Raw genomic sequence first — 16,433 nt, 5'->3', positions numbered from 1 at the left:
GAAGAGCCGTGCGCATGAGCTTGGGGGGACCGGCGCGTTCAGTCGACCAGGGTGGCTTCGGTCTTTGCCTTCACTTCGTCCATCGCGACGCCGGGGGCGAGTTCGATGACCTTGAGGCCGCCGGGGACGACGTCCATCACGCAGAGGTCGGTGATGATGCGGTTGACGACGCCCTTGCCGGTGAGCGGCAGGGTGCAGGTCTTGAGCACCTTGGACTCGCCGGCCTTGTTGGCGTGGTCCATCACCACGACAATGCGTTTGACGCCGGCGACGAGGTCCATCGCGCCGCCCATGCCCTTTACGAGCTTGCCGGGGATCATCCAGTTGGCAAGGTCGCCGTTCTCGGCGACTTCCATCGCACCCAGGATGGCGATGTTGATATGGCCGCCGCGGATCATCGCGAAGCTGGTCGCGCTGTCGAAGAAGCTGGTGCGCGGCAGCGTGGTGATCGTCTGCTTGCCGGCATTGATTAGGTCGGCGTCTTCCTCGCCTTCATAGGGAAACGGGCCCATGCCGAGCAGTCCGTTCTCAGACTGCAGCGTCACGTCCATGCCTTCGGGGATATGGTTGGCCACCATCGTCGGAATGCCGATGCCGAGGTTCACATAGTAACCGTCGTGCAGTTCCTTTGCGGCGCGCGCCGCCATTTCATCACGTGTCCAGGGCATCAGTAGCTCTCCCGCTTGCGGACGGTGCGTTGTTCGATGCGCTTCTCGAAGGTGCCTTTCACGATGCGCTGCACGAAGATGCCAGGCAGGTGGATCTGGTCGGGGTCGATATCGCCGGTGGGGACGATTTCCTCGACCTCGGCGACCGTGATCTTGCCGGCCATCGCCATGGGCGGATTGAAGTTGCGTGCGGTCTTGTTGAAGACGAGGTTGCCCTGCGTGTCGGCCTTCTCGGCTTTCACGATCGAGAGGTCGGCAACGAGGCCGGTCTCGAGGATGTAGGTCTCGCCATTGAACTCGCGGTGTTCCTTGCCTTCGGCGACCAGCGTGCCCACGCCGGTTTTCGTGTAGAAGCCGGGGATGCCCGCGCCCCCTGCCCGGCAGCGCTCGGCGAGCGTGCCCTGCGGGTTGAACTCGAGCTCGAGTTCGCCGGAGAGGTACTGGCGCTCGAACTCCTTGTTCTCGCCGACATAGGAAGAGATCATCTTCTTGATCTGGCGCGTCTTCAGCAGAAGGCCGAGGCCGAAATCGTCGACGCCGGCATTGTTCGAGATAGCCGTGATGTTCTTCGCACCGCTGTCGCGCAGGGCGAGGATGAGGTTTTCCGGAATGCCGCAGAGGCCGAAGCCGCCTGCCATCACCGTCATGCCATCGAAGGTAAGCCCGTCGAGGGCCTCCTTCGCCGATTTAAAGACCTTGCTTGCCATGGACCGGCCGGTTGCTCCCTGACTGCGGCGCGCGAACGCGCCTATCGCTGATGTTGCGTAGCACAATTTCCAGCGCGCTGAACCCGCGCGCGGAGATCAAGATTTCAACGGCCGTTGAATACACGGACGCAGGCAGAAAACAAGGCCGCCTGAGCGCGATCAGCTGGCGGCAGCGACCGTCTGCTCGATGGCGCCGAAGATTGAGTGGCCGGCATCGTCGTGCATGTCGATGCGGACGGTGTCGCCGGCTTTCAGGAACGGCGTTCTGGCCGTGCCGGATTCGATGGTTTCGATCATCCGGATCTCGGCGATGCAGGAATAACCAAGCCCCCCGTCGTTGACCGGTTTGCCGGGGCCGCCATCCTTGCCCTTGTTGGACACGGTGCCCGAACCGATGATCGTGCCGGCGGAGAGCGCGCGGGTCTTCGCCGCATGGGCGACGAGGCGCGGGAGGTTGAAGGTGGCGTCGATGGCAGCATTGGCGCGGCCGAAGGGCTGGCCGTTGAGATCGACGCGCAGCGGCAGGTGGACGAGGCCGTCCTGCCAGTTGGCGCCGAGCTCGTCCGGCGTGATGGCGACCGGGGAGAAGGCGCTGGCAGGCTTGGACTGGAAGAAGCCGAAGCCCTTGGCGAGTTCGCCGGGAATGAGCCCGCGCAACGAGACGTCATTGCAGAGCATGATGAGCTGGATGTGGAGGGCAGCTTCCTCTTCGCTGACGCCCAGCGGCACGTCGTCGGTGATGACGGCGATCTCGCCTTCCATGTCGCAGCCCCAGGCGGGATCGGCGAGCGGGATGGCATCGCGTGGACCGAGGAAACCGTCCGAGCCACCCTGGTACATCAGAGGGTCGTAGTAGAAGTTCTCCGGCACCTTGTCGCCCCGGGCGGCGCGAACCAGCTCGACATGGTTGATATAGGCCGAACCGTCCGCCCACTGATAGGCGCGCGGCAGCGGGCTTTCGCAGTCATGCTCGTGGAAGCGGAAGGTGGGCACGCTGCCCAGCTCCACCTGCTGGGCGAGCACGGCGAGTTCGGGACCGTAGATGGACCATTTGTCGAGCGCGGCCTGAAGGGTCGGCGCGATGCGGGCGGCATCGGTGGCACGCGTCAGGTCGCGGCTGACGACGACAAGGCGGCCATCGCGTGTGCCGTTGCGGAGGGTGGCGAGTTTCATGATATTTCCTCGGTATCCTTTTTTACCCCTTTCCGTTGGGAGCGGGGTTGGGGTGAGGGAGCACGCCCTCACGTGACATTGCAAGAGCGGAAATGGTGCGCCCCCTCACCCCCGGCCCGTCTCCCAAGGGAGAGGGGGGGAAGGTCAGCTTTCTGTCTTGATCTTCTCATGCAGCCAGGCCGCATGCCTCGGCGCTTTCTTGGTGGCGCTCCATTCCTCGATCATGGGCTCGGCGACAGATTTGAGCTGGGCCATCTGTTCGGGCGTGCCGATGTCGGCGGCGAGTTCGAGGCGGTGGCCGTTGGGGTCGAAAAAGTAGATCGACTTGAAGATGCCGTGATGGGTCGGGCCGAGCACGTCGATACCGAGGGATTCAAGGTACGCCTTGGTGGCCATGAGCTCGTCGAGCGAGCCGAGGCGGAAGGCGATGTGCTGCACCCATTGCGGCGTGTTCGGGTCGCGGCCCATTTCGGGTTGCTCGGGCAGCTCGAAAAAGGCGAGCACATTGCCGTTCCCTGCGTCGAGGAAAATGTGCATGTACGGATCATAGGCGCCGGTGGAGGGCACATGGTCCTCAGCGATCGCCAGCTGGAACGCCATGCCGAGCGTCTTCTTGTAGAACTCCACCGTCTCCTTCGCATCCTTGCAGCGATAGGCGACATGGTGGACTCCGCGAAGTCTGGGGGTGGTCATCACACTTTCTCCTCGGCCTTCAGCACGCCGCGCTCAAGCTGGTCGCGTTCGATGGATTCGAACAGGGCCTTGAAGTTACCTTCGCCAAAGCCTTCCTTGTAGTCGCCCTTGCGCTGGATGAACTCGAAGAAGACCGGGCCAATCTGCGGCTGGGCGAAGATTTGCAGGAGGAGGCGCGGCTCGCCGCCTTCGGTGGTGCCGTCGAGAAGGATGCCGCGAGATTTCAGCTCACCGACCGGTTCGCCATGGCCCGGCAGGCGCTTGTCGAGCATGTCGTAATAGGTGGCGGGCGGCGCGGTCATGAAAGGCACGCCCTTCTCCTTGAGCTTGTCCCAGCAGGCGACGAGGTCGTCGCAGATGAGGGCGATGTGCTGGATGCCCTCGCCATTGAACTCGCGCAGGAATTCCTCGATCTGGCCACCGCCGCCCTTGCCTTCTTCGTTGAGCGGGATGCGGATCTTGCCGTCCGGCGCGGTCAGCGCCTTTGAGGTGAGGCCGGTATATTCGCCCTTGATGTCGAAATAGCGAATCTCACGGAAATTCAAGAGCGTCTCGTAGAAGTCCGCCCAGTATTTCATGCGGCCGCCATAGACGTTGTGGGTGAGGTGATCGATCACCTTGAAGCCCGCGCCTTGCGGATTGCGGTCGACGCCCGGCAGGTAGTCAAAATCGATGTCATAGATCGAGAAGTTGCCATCGCCGCCGTCATAGCGGTCGACGAGGTAGATGATGGAATTGCCGATGCCTCGGATGGCGGGGATGTGCAGCTCCATCGGGCCGGTCTTCATCTCGACGGGCTCGCCGCCCTGCTTCAGCAGGTGGTCATAGGCGGCGCGGGCGTTGCGGACGCGGAAGCCCATGCCGCAGGCGGACGGGCCATGCTCGCGGCTGAAATACCAGGCGGGCGAATTCGGCTCGTAATTGGTGATCAGGTTGATGCCGCCCTGGCGCCACAGCTCGACATCCTTGGAACGGTGGCGGGCGACTTTTGTGAAACCCATGGTTTCGAAGACGGGCTCCAGCACGCCCTTCTCCGGCGCTGAAAACTCAATGAATTCGAAGCCGTCGAGACCGGCGGGGTTGTCGAAGAGGTCGGCCATGTGGGAGGCTCCTGACTTGAAGGGCTGAGAATATAGTTTCATATGTAACTAATTTCGACCCGCGCCGCAAGTCAAACCGAGGGATTTCCACTCAGCCATGCCCCAATCACCCCACCCCGCGCCGCTGCGCCTTGCGACGTTCCTGCCCTTCCGGCTATCGGTGCTGTCGAACGCCGTCTCGCAGCGGATTGCCGAGCTTTATGACCGGGAATTCGGTCTCTCGATCTGGCAATGGCGCGTGATGGCGGTGACGGCCGACACGCCCGGCATCAGCGCAACCGAAATCGGCCAGCGCACGCAGATGGACAAGGTGGCCGTCAGCCGGGCGGTCGCGGGCCTGATCGAAATGGGCTACCTGGAGCGGCGTCCGTCCACGGACGATGCGCGCCGGTCAAACCTGGTGCTGACGCCGGCGGGGCTCGGCATCTATGAGCTGATCGTGCCACTGGCGCTGGCCGAGGAGGCACAGCTCGTCACCGCCCTCAGCGACAAGGAACAGGCTGAGCTGGCGCGGCTGATGGGCAAGCTCGCAAAAGCGGCCTCGCCGGAGCGGGATTTGTGGTGAGCCCTACCCCGCCCGGCGCCGGCGCTGGCCGAGGCTGCGCGAGACGGGGGCGTCTTCTTCCAGGGTCAGGCGTTCGACGAGGCGCGCGATGAAGGCCGAGAGCTGGTCGCGGATCTCGTAGGGCGCTTCCATCGGCAGGAAGTGCGACGTGCCGCGGATGCCGCGCATCATCAGCGAAGGGTTCTGCTGGATGATCTGGGCGCGGACCTTTCCGGAAATCACGGAGTCGCGGTTCGGGCGGAGGATGACAATGGGGATCTTCTTCTTGCGCACCTTGCGGAGCGCCGCCCATGGACGGTGGCGATGCGCCCCGAAGGTCTTGGCTTCCCATTTCGGAGTGCACAGCAGTTTCCAGCTCTGCTTCTCGGCGTCCGCATGGCCATGGTCGGCGCGGTCTAGACCATCGAGCAGGTAATCGGCGAGGAAAGGTTCACGCCAGGACTTGAAGGCCGGCTTGCTGGAATAGTTGTCCAGCGCTTCGATGAAGGAGCTGAATTCGGCGCGCCGCTTCTTCGCGCGCGCCGCCATGTTGTTGCGCGACGTCAGCCAGTTGACCGGCGGAAAGACATGGTTCCAGAAATAGGTCTTGCGCGACAGGATCACCGGATCGGCGAGCACGAGGCCCTTCACGAGATCCGGCCGCTTGCCGGCGACCAGCAGCGCTACGCAGCCGCCCATCGAGTGACCACCCAGTACGACGCCGTGCGGCGCTTCCTCGTCGAGGAAGGCGATCACGTCGTCGCGGTACTTGTTCCAGGAGGCGAGCGAGCCCTTGGCCGGCAAGGTCGAGCGGCCATGGCCGCGCAAATCGAGCGCCGCCACGCGGGCGCGCAGGCCGAGCGGTGCGAGCATCGACTGGTAGGTCATCGCATTGAAGCCGGTGGCATGCAGCCAGACGGCGGCATAGGGCTTGATCGGATCGCCGAACTCGATGCCGGCCATCTCGCCGCCAGACTTCAAAGGCTCACGGAAACGGCGCATCAGCCAGCAGCTCCAAACACCTTGCGGAGCAGATCGGTCGTACGCGCCACTGGATTCTCCCGGATTTTCTTCTCCTCTTCCGCCACATAGAGGAAGATGCCGTCAAGCCCGAGCTTTACTGCATGCGACGTCAAGTCCGCCTGCACGCTCGACGTCGTGCCGCCGAGGCCGATTCCCTTCAGGTAGTTTTCCATCGACCGGAAGGCCCCGGACTCGGCCAGCGCAGTGCGCACGTGCGGAGTGAAGGCGGCGGTCAGCTGGGTCTCCGTCCGCGCGCGGAGGAAATCGGTGGCGGCTGTGGGGCCGCCGCGCAGGATGCCGAGGGCATCCTCGATGGTCATGTTGCGCACAGCGCCGAGGATCAGGGCCCGCGCTTCGGGAACCGAGGCTTCGGCCGCCCGGTTGAGGCGCAGCTCGACATCATCGAGCGGACCGCTGGCGCCGATCACGGCGAGGTTGCGTTGGACCTCGCGATAGGTTTTCGGCAGCGGGATGCGGATGCGCGGATCCCCGAAATAGCCGTTCTCCCTGCCCAGCTGGCTGGCAACATTCGTGGTGCCGACGGTCAGCGCCTCGCGCAGGCCTGCGTCGATTTCGGCGGTGGTCAGCGGCGCGGAGGGATCGGTGAGGATGGTGCCAAGGACGGGGGCATAGACGCCGGCCGATTCGCACCCTGCGGGGAGGATCGCAAGAACCAGAGCCGCAATCATGCCAGGTCTCATGCTTCAAACTCCCGGGGGCCGGACGGGGCCGTGATACGCTATACTGGTTAACCCTACAGGACCGGTTCGCGGAAATGAAGGGCACCCGGGCCCCTGTGCTGCGGAAGACGAGCTTACCTTCTTTTCATGTTGCCCCTGTTGACCACGGCTGTAGTCAATAATATGACCACGCATGTAGTCATATGTCAGGTGGAGCATGATGCAGATTTCCGCTTCAGAACTAGAAGTCATGGAGGTGCTGTGGGCACGTCCCGGCCTTGCGGCCAGCGATGTGCACGACGCCCTCGGCGACGGGCGCGACTGGAACGTGCGCACGGTGAAAACCTTCCTCGCCCGTCTGGTGGAGAAAGGCGCGTTGCGCACCGAAGAGGATGGCCGGCGCTACCTCTATTTCCCGCAGATCAAAGAAGACGAATACAAGGCCGAAGCGGCGACGCAGTTCATTGATCGCGTCTTCTCCGGCCGCGCCGCCCCGCTGGTGGCCCATCTTGCTGACAGCCGTGGCCTGACCCGCGAAGACATTGCCGCGCTCGAAAAGCTCCTGGGGGACCTGAAGAAATGATCCACGCTATCCTGAATGGTGATCTTTCGCATGCGCTGGAAACCCTGCTTGCGGTTTCAGTGCTGATCCTGGTGGTGCTGATGCTGCGCCGCGCCGTGTCGCGCCAGTTCGGCGCAGGGATTGTCTACCTCCTGTGGGCAATTCCGGTGGTGCGCTTCTTCATGCCGCCGATGACGACGCCGGTTTCGTTCCTGAACCTCGATCTCGGAGGTCTCGCGCCCGCCGCAACAACGACGACCGAGCACGTCACGTCACGCACGAGCACGGCGATCAATTCGGTGAGCGTCGAAGGGACTGTGTCGGTCGTGACGCCTGCAGGCCCGGCGTCCTTGCCGACGGCTGCACCTGCCATGATCGATGGCTCGGCCTTCCCGGTCGACCTGCTGACGCTGGCATTGATGACCGGCGTGGCCGTCTGGGTCGCTGGTGCCCTGTACTTCGCGGCCCGCAGCCTGATTACGCACTTCGAGTTCATGAAGACGGTCGAGCGTGAAGCGATGCCTGTGTCCACGCGGATGGCTGATGTCGCTGCGGATCTCGCCGCCGAGACCGGCCTGCGCCGTCCGCCCCGCGTCGTGGCGAGCCTGATCTCGCGCGGCCCGTTCGTGACCGGCCTACTGCGCCCGGTCGTGGTGATGCCGGCCTGGTTCGAGGAAGATTATACACCGTCCGAAGCCCGCGCCGCCCTGGCCCACGAGATGATGCATGTGCGCCGCGGTGACCTCTGGGCCCTGCAAGCTTCGGAACTGTTGGTGGCCGCGCTGTGGTTCAACCCGCTTGCGTACATCGCCCGCAACGCCTTCCGCACGGACCAGGAAGCCGCCTGCGACGCCGATGTCCTCAGCCGCTGCCAGACGAGCCCGCATGCCTATGGGTCGACGCTGGTGAAAGCCGCCCGCCTGCACCTGCCCGAACCTGTCCTTGCCGCCGCGCGGCTGCCCCTCACTCACGCCCTCAAAGAAAGACTGACCCGCATGTCCTATCCTGCCCCTTCGTCCCGCCGCCGCATGATCGGTTTCGGCGCAGCCCTTCTGTTCGGCGTCTCGACTCTGGCCATCACCTCCTCGGTCGCTGTCGCCGGCGAGCCGGACAAATCCGAGCCGGTCGAGCGCCATGAATTCCGGATCGAGATGGATAGCCTTGCGCTCAACGGCGGCGCCGAGGACCGCCAGATGGTGTTGCTGGGCGATCCGATGGCCAAGGTGTTGCCGGTTCCGCCGATGCCGACCGAAGTGCTGGAGCTGCAGCACCAGATCGAGATCGACGCCAACGAACTGTCCCGCCATATCGTGGTCGGCCCGGTCATGGACTGGACGGACAGCGCCGACTGGAAGGAATTCGAAGCCCTCGCCGAAGAGATGGCGAACCTGTCCGGCGACATCGTCGAGCACTCCGCCGATGAAGACGGCAAGCACGTTGTGGTGCGGGTGCGCACCTCCGGCGGCGAACTGACCGAAGAAGAACGTGAAGCCCTGATGGCCAAACTGGAAGCCAAAGGCGCCGCCCTGGAGGCCAAGCTGGCCGCGCGCGAAGCCGAGATGGATGCGCACGAGGCCAAGATGGAAAGCAAGATGATCGTTATCGAACGCCGGATGGAAGAGAACGGCGCAGAAATCGAGCGGATCATGGACGAGCGTTTCGGTCCCGAGTTCGAAGCACGGATCGAAGCCCAGGCTGATCTGGTCGAGGAACTGGTCAGCGCCTGCAAAGACGCCGAGCTGGCCACGGGCGAAACCCGCATCATCGAGCGCAAGGACGCAGATGGCGAAGCCGTGCGGCTGGCCTGCGTCGAAGGCGACCGTGCCAACCTCAAAGCGGCCAGCACGCTGGCTGCGGTCGACAGCTACCCCGGAATCACCGAAGCCGAAAAAGCCGCGTTTACGGCGGCCTCCGAAGGCCAGAAACGCAAGCATGTGATGGTGTTCCGCAGCGATGATGACGGAGACATGATCGAACCGCCAGCGGCGCCCGAAACCCCGGAAACGCCCGCGACGCCCAAGACACCTGACACGCCGAAGACTCCGCAGAAGTAAGAACAGATCGGCGCCCCCTCAATCAATCCCTTCAGCCCCGGCTCCTGCAGCCGGGGTTTTCTTTTGCCTGAGCCGCGCCGCTTTGCGCCGGCAGGCGGACCCGTTAGGGTGCGCGCCAACGACAAAACTGGGAGCCGCCGCCATGACCTTCAAAGCCCTCTGTGCCGCGCTGTTGCTTACAGCCTCGCTGAGCGCATGCGCCACCGCGCCCAAGCCCTGCACCACCGAATGGATCGACTACCGGACCGAAAAGGTGCTGCGCAATTTCGCAGTCGCCAATCGCGGCCTGGTGTCGGACCTGCGCGACCTGAAACGGGCGGACGGCGACATCGACCCCGTGCAAGCGATCCTGCTGGCCTCCAAGGCGGACGACCTGCGCAAGTTCGCCCGCAGCTTTGAACGGATTGTGCTGCCGGAACTGCAATCGGCCTATGACCAATGCGGCAAGGACGCGGAGTTCGTACCAGCCTTTACCGAGTTCCTGCGCCGCGAGGGCGTATCGGACGAAGCGCTTGAATGGGTCGGGCCGATCCTGGCGCTGAGCCTGGTGATCGACAGCCAGAACTGATCCGTCGTACAGGCTGCGCCCATGAAAACCCTGATCGTCGTTCCCGCCCGCTATGCCTCGACACGCCTGCCCGGCAAGCCGCTGGCCATGATCGCCGGGCGCACGATGGTGGAGCGCGTTGCGGGCCTTGCCCGCCGGGCCGCAGAGCAGCTGACCGATGCTGACTTTGCTGTGGCGACCGATGATACGCGTATCCTGGAATTCTGCCGCGATGCCGGCATTCCGGTGGTGATGACGGATCCGGCCCTACCATCGGGATCCGACCGCGCACTGGCAGCGGTTGAGGGGCTGGGCGCCGAGCCCGAATTCGTCGTGAACCTGCAGGGCGATGCGCCTTTCACGCCGTCGGCGCATGTGGTGGCTATCGTCGAGGCGCTGGCGACGTCCGGCACGGACGCGGCAACGCCCTGCATCCGTCTCAGCTGGGAGGCGCTCGACCGGCTGCGGGCGCACAAGCAAGAGACGCCCTTTTCCGGCACGACGCTGGTGACCGATCCGGCGGGACGGGCGATCTGGTTTTCCAAGATCATCCTGCCCGCGATGCGCAAGGAAGCCGAGCTGCGCAAGCTGAACCCGCTCTCGCCGGTGCTGCAGCATATCGGGCTCTACGGCTTCCGCCTGGAGGCGCTGCAGCGCTACTGCGCGCTGCCCGAGAGCCGGTATGAGCGGCTGGAAGGCCTCGAACAGCTGCGCCTGATCGAGAACGGCATGAGCGTGCAGGCGGTGGAAGTGCAACCCGGGCGGATCGCCATTCCCGGCATCGACACGGCGGAGGACATTGCGCTCGCCGAACGCCTGGTCGCCGAATACGGCGATCCGGATCTGGTGTGAGCCATGGCGCGCCTGTTTGTCGTCCGGCATGGCAACACGTTTGATGCAGGCGATGTGGTGACCCGCGTCGGCGGGCGCACCGACCTGCCACTGTCCAACTCCGGCAAGGCGCAGGCGGAAAAGTTGGCTGCGCACTTTGCCGGCACGCGCTTTGCCGGAGCGCTGGCCTCGCCTCTGGAACGTACGCGCGCGACGGCGCGGGCAATACTCAGTACACGAACGGATGCGCCGGCCCTGCTGATCCGCAGCTTCCTGCGCGAGATCGACTATGGCCCGGACGAGAACCAGGCTGAGGCAGTCGTGGTTGCCCGCCTTGGCGAAGCGGCGCTGAAGGCCTGGGACGAGGATGGCACGGTGCCGCCGGGATGGGATGTGGACCCTGCCGCGATCCGGGCCGGATGGGCCGCACTGCTGGCCGGAATCGCGGCGCTGCCCGACGCGGCCAATGTGCTCGTTGTTACAAGCAATGGAACGGCCCGCTTCCTGCCGGATGTGGTGGACACCAAGCCGGACGGCTTGGACCGGAAACTGAAGACTGGCGCTTGGGGTGAAATCGTGGTTGCGCCCGGCCGGTCAGAGATCACGGCCTGGAATGTGCGGCCCTGATCAGGCGACGTCGCGGGCAGCGATCTGGTAGCCGAGCGAGCCCGGCCCACCGATCGGAAGGCTGAAGGCCACTGTCGTGCCCTCGCCATAGATCGAGGCGATATTGAGCCGGCCGCCATGCATTTCGGCGAAGGACTTGGTGAGCGCGAGACCGAGGCCGGTGCCGTCGGTGTTGCGGTCCTTCGTCTTGGAGACCTGCTCGAACGGCTGCGCGAGGCGCGAGATGTCCTCCGCCGGAATGCCGATGCCGGTATCGGTGACGGCGAAGTAGATTTCCGGACCGCGCTGTTCGACGCGCACGGTGATCGTGCCGCCGGGATCGGTGAACTTGATGGCGTTGGACACGAGATTAAGGATCATCTGGCGGATCGCGCGGTGGTCGGCGTCGATATCCGGCAGGTTCGGCGCGGCATCGAGGACCAGCTCGATCTCCTTCTCCTCGGCCTTGCGCCGGATCATCCGCAGTGCGGCATCGACCGGATCGACCGGATCGATGGCCTGCGGCGTGATCGTCATCTTGCCGGCCTCGATCTTGGCCATGTCGAGGATGTCATTGATCATGTCGAGCAGGTGCTGGCCGGAGGTGAGGATGTCGCGGGAGTATTCTTTGTACGACGGATGGCCGAGCGGGCCGGCCAGCTCGTTCATCATGATCTCCGAGAAACCGATGATGGCGTTCAGCGGCGTGCGCAACTCGTGGCTCATGTTGGCGAGGAAGGCCGACTTGGTGAAAGCGGCGTGCTCGGCCTTCACCTTCTCCTCGGAATACTTGCGCGAGAGAGCTTCGGCCTTGCCTTCGGAACGCTGCAGGTCGAGCGCGGCGCGGCGCATCTTTTCCTGTTGCTTCTTCAGCTCTTCCTCGTTGCGAATGTTCTCCGACACATCAACGCCGACCGTCAGCAGGCCGCCATCCGGTGTGGCGCGCTCGATCAGCTTCAGCCAGCGTCCGTTGCGCAGGGCGAGCAATGTGGTGTGGGGATCGTCGGTCGACTGACGCTCCAGCAGAACAGCACCGGACCGCGCGATCTGGACCGTGGCGCGGCCCATGCCTGGGCGAAGCGTATCCTGCAGGCCGAAATCGAGCGCAAATGCGCGGTTCCAGTACAGCAGCCGGCCCTTTGAGTCCCAGAGCGCAAAGGGACCGTTGAAGCCTTCGATGGCCGTGCGCAGCCGGCGCTCGGCAGCCTTGATCCGGTCGTCGGCCTGCTTGCGGTCGGTGATGTCCATCATGATGCCGCCGAACACCTGGCTGCCGCTGGCGGGGTCGACCGAGACGCTGCCGCGCATTTCCACCCAGCGGCCGGGCAGCGTGGCGGCGGGAAATGTCAGATGGATCCAGCCGATGGTGCGGGCCTTGTCGAAGGCCTCGCGGATGCGTTCGTGGGAGTCCACCGGCGCGCGGGCGAGCAGGTCGTCGAGCGACAGGAGGCCGGGACGCGCAAGTCCGAGAATGTCGGCTGCACCTTCGCTGAAGAAGATTGCTTCGTTCTCGATCGACCATTCCCAATAGCCGGACTGGGCGCCGCGCATGACAAGGCCAAGGATCCGGTCCGATTCCTGGTTGCGGGTGGCATGGATCAGCAATTCGGTCTGGCGGTTCGACAGGCTTCGGGTGAGACCCAGCAGCGCCATGGCGGGCGCCGCGAGAAGCAGGCCGACAATGGCGAGGCGAACGAGATCAGCGGCGCTGATCAGGGGCCGCGCCGCCGTGAGGCAGATGTTGATGTCGCTGCCGGCGATACTGGCGCAGGCCGTGCCGGCCCGGTCGCTGCCTGCGATGGAACGGATGGCCGGGCCATGGGCCGGCACGTGGTCTGCGGCGGCGGCAAGCTGGGCATTCCCGATGCTGAACCGGGCGGCGGGCGAACGCAGCGTCAGGCGGGCGGACCGGGGCTCTGCGAAAGTGGCGGCAATCGGGGACAGGGCCAGCAGGACCGGCTGGTCCGGAACCGCGGACACAAACACGAAATCGCCCTGCGCAGTAAGCACAATGCCGGACTCGCCTTCCGCCAGCTGGCCGGCGGCCTTGGCGGCGGCGCCGAGACGGGAGGCCGGCAGGGACTGGCTGGCATCGTGGAGCGTCACCAGGGCGTCGATGCTGGGCGAGAGGGCCGCGACCTCGGACGTCGACAGGTCCTTCTGCCCCACGAGGCTGAGAATAACCTCGGCCCCTTCGGCGCGGGACGACACGCGTGCGGCGAGCATCTGCGCTTCCGCGTCCAGCTGTGCGAGAAAGGCGCGATCGGCGGCCTGGCGTTCGTCCCAGGCCTTGAGGCTGAGGCCGAGGGCGAGAAGGCCGAGAATGGCGAGAATCAGGGTCCAGGTGCGCTTGCCTTCGGCTAGCGGGGCGCGGTCTTCCGGTGCAACGGGACGTTTACCTGTGCTGGTGCGCAGCGTCGGCCTGGCCAAGATAGCTCCCTGTCCGGCGAACGGAGTCCCGGATTGTTGGAGTTTCGGCGGCAAAGATTGCCGCTTCGTTAACCAATCAGAGGGTTTTGTTAACGTGTTTCATCCTTCGCTTCCGAGTGCGCGGCCTGCGATATCCATCGCGTTTTCGGACAGGCCGGCCTCGATCATCCGCTTCAGGCACGCCTTGGCCTCGGCGCCTGCCCTTGGCTCAAGCACACGCCACTGCTCGAACGCGGTCATCAGCCGCGCGCCAAGGGCGGGGTTCACCTTGTCGGCAGCGAGGATAGTTGCCTCCACGGCCCGGTAGCCTGACCCGTCCGGCGCGTGGAAGGCGGCGAGGTTCTGCATGGCGAAGGCGGCGATGACGGCGCGCACACGGTTCGGATTCTTCAGGTCGAAAGCGGGATGGGCGACGAGGCGCTGCACATCCTCGGCCGTGCCGGTGGAAGCCTGCACCGAGAACCATTTGTCCATCACCAGCGCATTGCCAGACCAGACCTGTTCGAAATGCGACAGCGCCTTGTTCCGGGCCTCGCCCTTGGTGAAGGTCAGCGCGCGCAGGGTGGCGAGACTTTCGGTCATGTTCGGCGCGCGCTCATAGAGACCGGCGAGCGTGCTTGCGGCTTCGGCGGTGGCCGACGCGCCGAGCAGGCCGATGAAGGCTGTGCGCAGCGCACGGACGGACGCCTGTTCCGCTCCAGGATGATACGGCGCCGGTGCGGGCGCGGCGAGCGTCTCGGCGATAGAGCCCGCGAGTTCCTTGCAGAGCGCGCCCTGCAATTTCTGGCGCGCCGCAGCGAGCGCGACCGGATCGGCGGGCTGGCGTTCGAGGAAAAGCTCGCCCACTTCCGGCAGGCGTGTCAGCAAGGCGGCGAAGGCCGGGTCGTCGATCGCGCCGCGTACGGAACTCGCAACGGCCTCGACGAGGGCGTGGTCCGGCTTGGTCTGGGAGCCGTCGGACAGCGCCAGCATCTCTTCCTTGATCAAGGTCTGCAGGCCGTCCCACCTATTGAACGGGTCCGTCTCCGCATTGACGAGCGCGATGCGTTCGCTGCGCGACAGGCTACGCGTGATGCGGACCGGCGCGCTGAAATCGCGGCCCACGGACAGGATCGGACGCGAGCTGCCAGGCGGCAGGCGAAGGTCGAGCGTGACGGAGGCCTTGTCCAACACATGCAGGAACGGTTCGGCCGACGCATCATTTACCGCGACATGCCCGCCCTTGCCGTCCAGCACCGCGCAGAGCAGCGGGATTGGGACAGGGTGTTTGACCTTCTGTCCCGGCGTCGGCGGGGTCGATTGGGCGAATGTCACGCTGAGCGTCGCACTGGCCTCGTCCCATGTCTCGCTGACGCGCAATTCCGGCGTGCCGGCCTGGGCATACCAACGGCGGAATTCGGAAAAGTCGCGGCCCGTGACGGCTTCGAAACAGGCGTAGAAATCCTCGATCGTAACCGCCTGCCCGTCATGGCGCTCGAAATAGAGGTCCATGCCTTCGCGGTATTTCTTTGGGCCGATCATCCGGCGCAGCATGCCGATCAGTTCGGCGCCCTTCTCATACACCGTCGCGGTGTAGAGATTGTCGATGGCGCCATAGGTGTCCGGGCGCACGGCATGGGCCAGCGGGCCGGCATCCTCGCCGAACTGGCGCGCGCGCAGGCGGATGACATCCTTGATGCGCTGCACAGCGCGCGACCGCATGTCGGCGGAGAAGTTCTGGTCGCGGAAGACCGTCAGGCCTTCCTTGAGGCAGAGCTGAAACCAGTCGCGGCAGGTGATGCGGTTGCCGGTCCAGTTGTGGAAGTATTCGTGCGCAACGATGGATTCGATGGCTTCGAAGTCAAAGTCGGTCGCGGTCGCTTCGTCGGCGAGGACATAGGCGGAGTTGAAGATGTTGAGACCCTTGTTCTCCATGGCGCCGAAGTTGAAGTCGCGCACCGCCACAATGTTGAACACGCCGAGATCGTATTCGCGGCCGTAAACTTCCTCGTCCCAGCGCATCGAGCGCTTCAGCGAATCCATCGCCCAGGCGGCGCGGGCTGCGTCGCCCTTGTCGACATGGATGCCGAGATCGACCGTCTTGCCTGACATCGTGGTGAAGGTGTCGCGCAGCACGTCATAATCGCCGGCGCAGAGCGCGAAGAGATAGGCGGGCTTCTTGTGTGGGTCGACCCACTCGGCGAAGTGGCGACCATCCGGCAGGTCGCCGGAAGCGCCGGGTGTGCCGTTCGACAGGAGGATCGGGAACTCGGCCTTCGGGCCTTCCATCCGCACGCGGAAGGCACTCATCACGTCCGGCCGGTCCGGATAATAGGTGATGCGGCGGAAGCCTTCGGCCTCGCACTGCGTGCACAGGCGCCCGCCCGAGAGATAAAGGCCGGAGAGGGCCGTGTTGGCCTTTGGCGAGATCTCAACCTCCGTTTCGAGCACAAAAGCGCCGGCGGGCGGCGTGTGCAAGATGAGGCCGCGCGCATCGGTGGTGAAGTCCGCAAGGTCCAGCGGCTTGGCGGCGCTGCCGCCTTCCGCCACAGCGATGTAGCGCAGCTTCAGCGCTTCACCGTCGAGCCGCATCGGGCCAGTGCCCAGCGGCGTGATCGACAGGCGCGCCTTCACGATGGTCGTTTCCGCGCCAAGATCAAAGCGCAGGTCCACCGCATCGAGCGTGAAGGGATAGGGCGTATAGTCCTGGAGCTTGACCGCTACCGGTGTTTCCGTCCGCATGTTGGGGCTCCTGATCTGCCTGAAGATGACGCCGAGGAATATAGGGGTGCGGCGGAACCGTCGAGGGTTGTTGTCCGCGCAGGCCCGGGCTGGC

At 64.8% G+C, this 16,433-nt stretch carries 15 protein-coding genes; 6 read left to right on the top strand and 9 right to left on the bottom strand.

The features are described 5' to 3' along the window. Window positions 1-38 precede the first annotated feature (38 nt). From GC148_RS01235 to hppD, 5 genes are all read right to left on the bottom strand, one after another. A complete protein-coding gene (locus tag GC148_RS01235) occupies window positions 39-668 on the bottom strand; it encodes a CoA transferase subunit B (RefSeq protein WP_291068204.1) in 630 nt (209 codons plus the stop codon). Continuing rightward, a complete protein-coding gene (locus tag GC148_RS01230) occupies window positions 668-1,375 on the bottom strand; it encodes a CoA transferase subunit A (RefSeq protein WP_291068203.1) in 708 nt (235 codons plus the stop codon). The genes GC148_RS01235 and GC148_RS01230 overlap by 1 nt, the downstream gene beginning before the upstream one ends. Window positions 1,376-1,534: 159 nt before the next feature. Next, window positions 1,535-2,548, bottom strand: a complete 1,014-nt coding sequence (locus GC148_RS01225; RefSeq protein ID WP_291068202.1) for a fumarylacetoacetate hydrolase family protein — start codon at window positions 2,546-2,548, stop codon at window positions 1,535-1,537. Window positions 2,549-2,692: 144 nt separating this feature from the next. After that, entirely contained in the window at window positions 2,693-3,241 is a 549-nt protein-coding gene (locus GC148_RS01220) for a VOC family protein (RefSeq protein ID WP_291068201.1), read from the bottom strand. Next, a complete protein-coding gene (hppD, locus tag GC148_RS01215; RefSeq protein ID WP_291068200.1) occupies window positions 3,241-4,341 on the bottom strand; it encodes a 4-hydroxyphenylpyruvate dioxygenase in 1,101 nt (366 codons plus the stop codon). Before hppD ends, GC148_RS01220 begins: the two co-directional genes overlap by 1 nt. Before the next feature lie 97 nt (window positions 4,342-4,438). On the opposite strand from hppD, the gene GC148_RS01210 reads away from it, so the two are divergent. Continuing rightward, entirely contained in the window at window positions 4,439-4,906 is a 468-nt protein-coding gene (locus GC148_RS01210) for a MarR family winged helix-turn-helix transcriptional regulator (protein ID WP_291068199.1), read from the top strand. Window positions 4,907-4,909: 3 nt separating this feature from the next. On the opposite strand, the gene GC148_RS01205 is transcribed toward GC148_RS01210, so the two are convergent. Then, window positions 4,910-5,887, bottom strand: coding sequence for an alpha/beta hydrolase (locus tag GC148_RS01205; protein ID WP_291068198.1), 978 nt, complete (start codon window positions 5,885-5,887; stop codon window positions 4,910-4,912). Next, window positions 5,887-6,609, bottom strand: a complete 723-nt coding sequence (locus GC148_RS01200) for a DUF4197 domain-containing protein (RefSeq protein ID WP_291068197.1) — start codon at window positions 6,607-6,609, stop codon at window positions 5,887-5,889. The genes GC148_RS01205 and GC148_RS01200 overlap by 1 nt, the downstream gene beginning before the upstream one ends. A gap of 196 nt (window positions 6,610-6,805) precedes the next feature. Between GC148_RS01200 and GC148_RS01195 the strand changes: the two genes are divergently transcribed. From GC148_RS01195 to GC148_RS01175, 5 genes are all read left to right on the top strand, one after another. Then, entirely contained in the window at window positions 6,806-7,171 is a 366-nt protein-coding gene (locus tag GC148_RS01195; RefSeq protein ID WP_291068196.1) for a BlaI/MecI/CopY family transcriptional regulator, read from the top strand. Beyond that, window positions 7,168-9,204, top strand: a complete 2,037-nt coding sequence (locus GC148_RS01190) for a M56 family metallopeptidase (protein ID WP_291068195.1) — start codon at window positions 7,168-7,170, stop codon at window positions 9,202-9,204. Before GC148_RS01195 ends, GC148_RS01190 begins: the two co-directional genes overlap by 4 nt. A gap of 142 nt (window positions 9,205-9,346) precedes the next feature. Next, window positions 9,347-9,772: a hypothetical protein gene (locus GC148_RS01185; protein ID WP_291068194.1), complete on the top strand. Its 426-nt coding sequence runs from the start codon at window positions 9,347-9,349 to the stop codon at window positions 9,770-9,772. A 21-nt stretch (window positions 9,773-9,793) separates the two neighbouring features. After that, the gene (locus GC148_RS01180; protein ID WP_291068193.1) at window positions 9,794-10,603 is read left to right on the top strand and encodes a manno-octulosonate cytidylyltransferase; all 810 of its coding nucleotides are present in this window, start codon (window positions 9,794-9,796) and stop codon (window positions 10,601-10,603) included. 3 nt (window positions 10,604-10,606) lie between these two features. Next, on the top strand, window positions 10,607-11,209 hold the full coding sequence (locus GC148_RS01175; RefSeq protein ID WP_291068192.1) for a histidine phosphatase family protein: 603 nt from the start codon (window positions 10,607-10,609) through the stop codon (window positions 11,207-11,209). Here GC148_RS01175 and GC148_RS01170 read toward each other — a convergent pair whose 3' ends face one another. After that, window positions 11,210-13,618 carry a PAS domain-containing sensor histidine kinase gene (locus tag GC148_RS01170; protein WP_291068191.1) on the bottom strand — a complete coding sequence of 803 codons (2,409 nt, stop codon included), beginning with the start codon at window positions 13,616-13,618 and terminating at the stop codon, window positions 11,210-11,212. A 99-nt stretch (window positions 13,619-13,717) separates the two neighbouring features. Further along, the gene (gene pepN / locus GC148_RS01165) at window positions 13,718-16,339 is read right to left on the bottom strand and encodes an aminopeptidase N (RefSeq protein WP_291068190.1); all 2,622 of its coding nucleotides are present in this window, start codon (window positions 16,337-16,339) and stop codon (window positions 13,718-13,720) included. Window positions 16,340-16,433: the final 94 nt, after the last annotated feature.

The organism is Hyphomonas sp., from assembly GCF_016125515.1.
Lineage (GTDB): Bacteria > Pseudomonadota > Alphaproteobacteria > Caulobacterales > Hyphomonadaceae > Hyphomonas.
The sequence above is the reverse complement of the archived record's forward strand: the minus strand, read 5'-3'. Positions and strand labels throughout refer to the sequence as shown.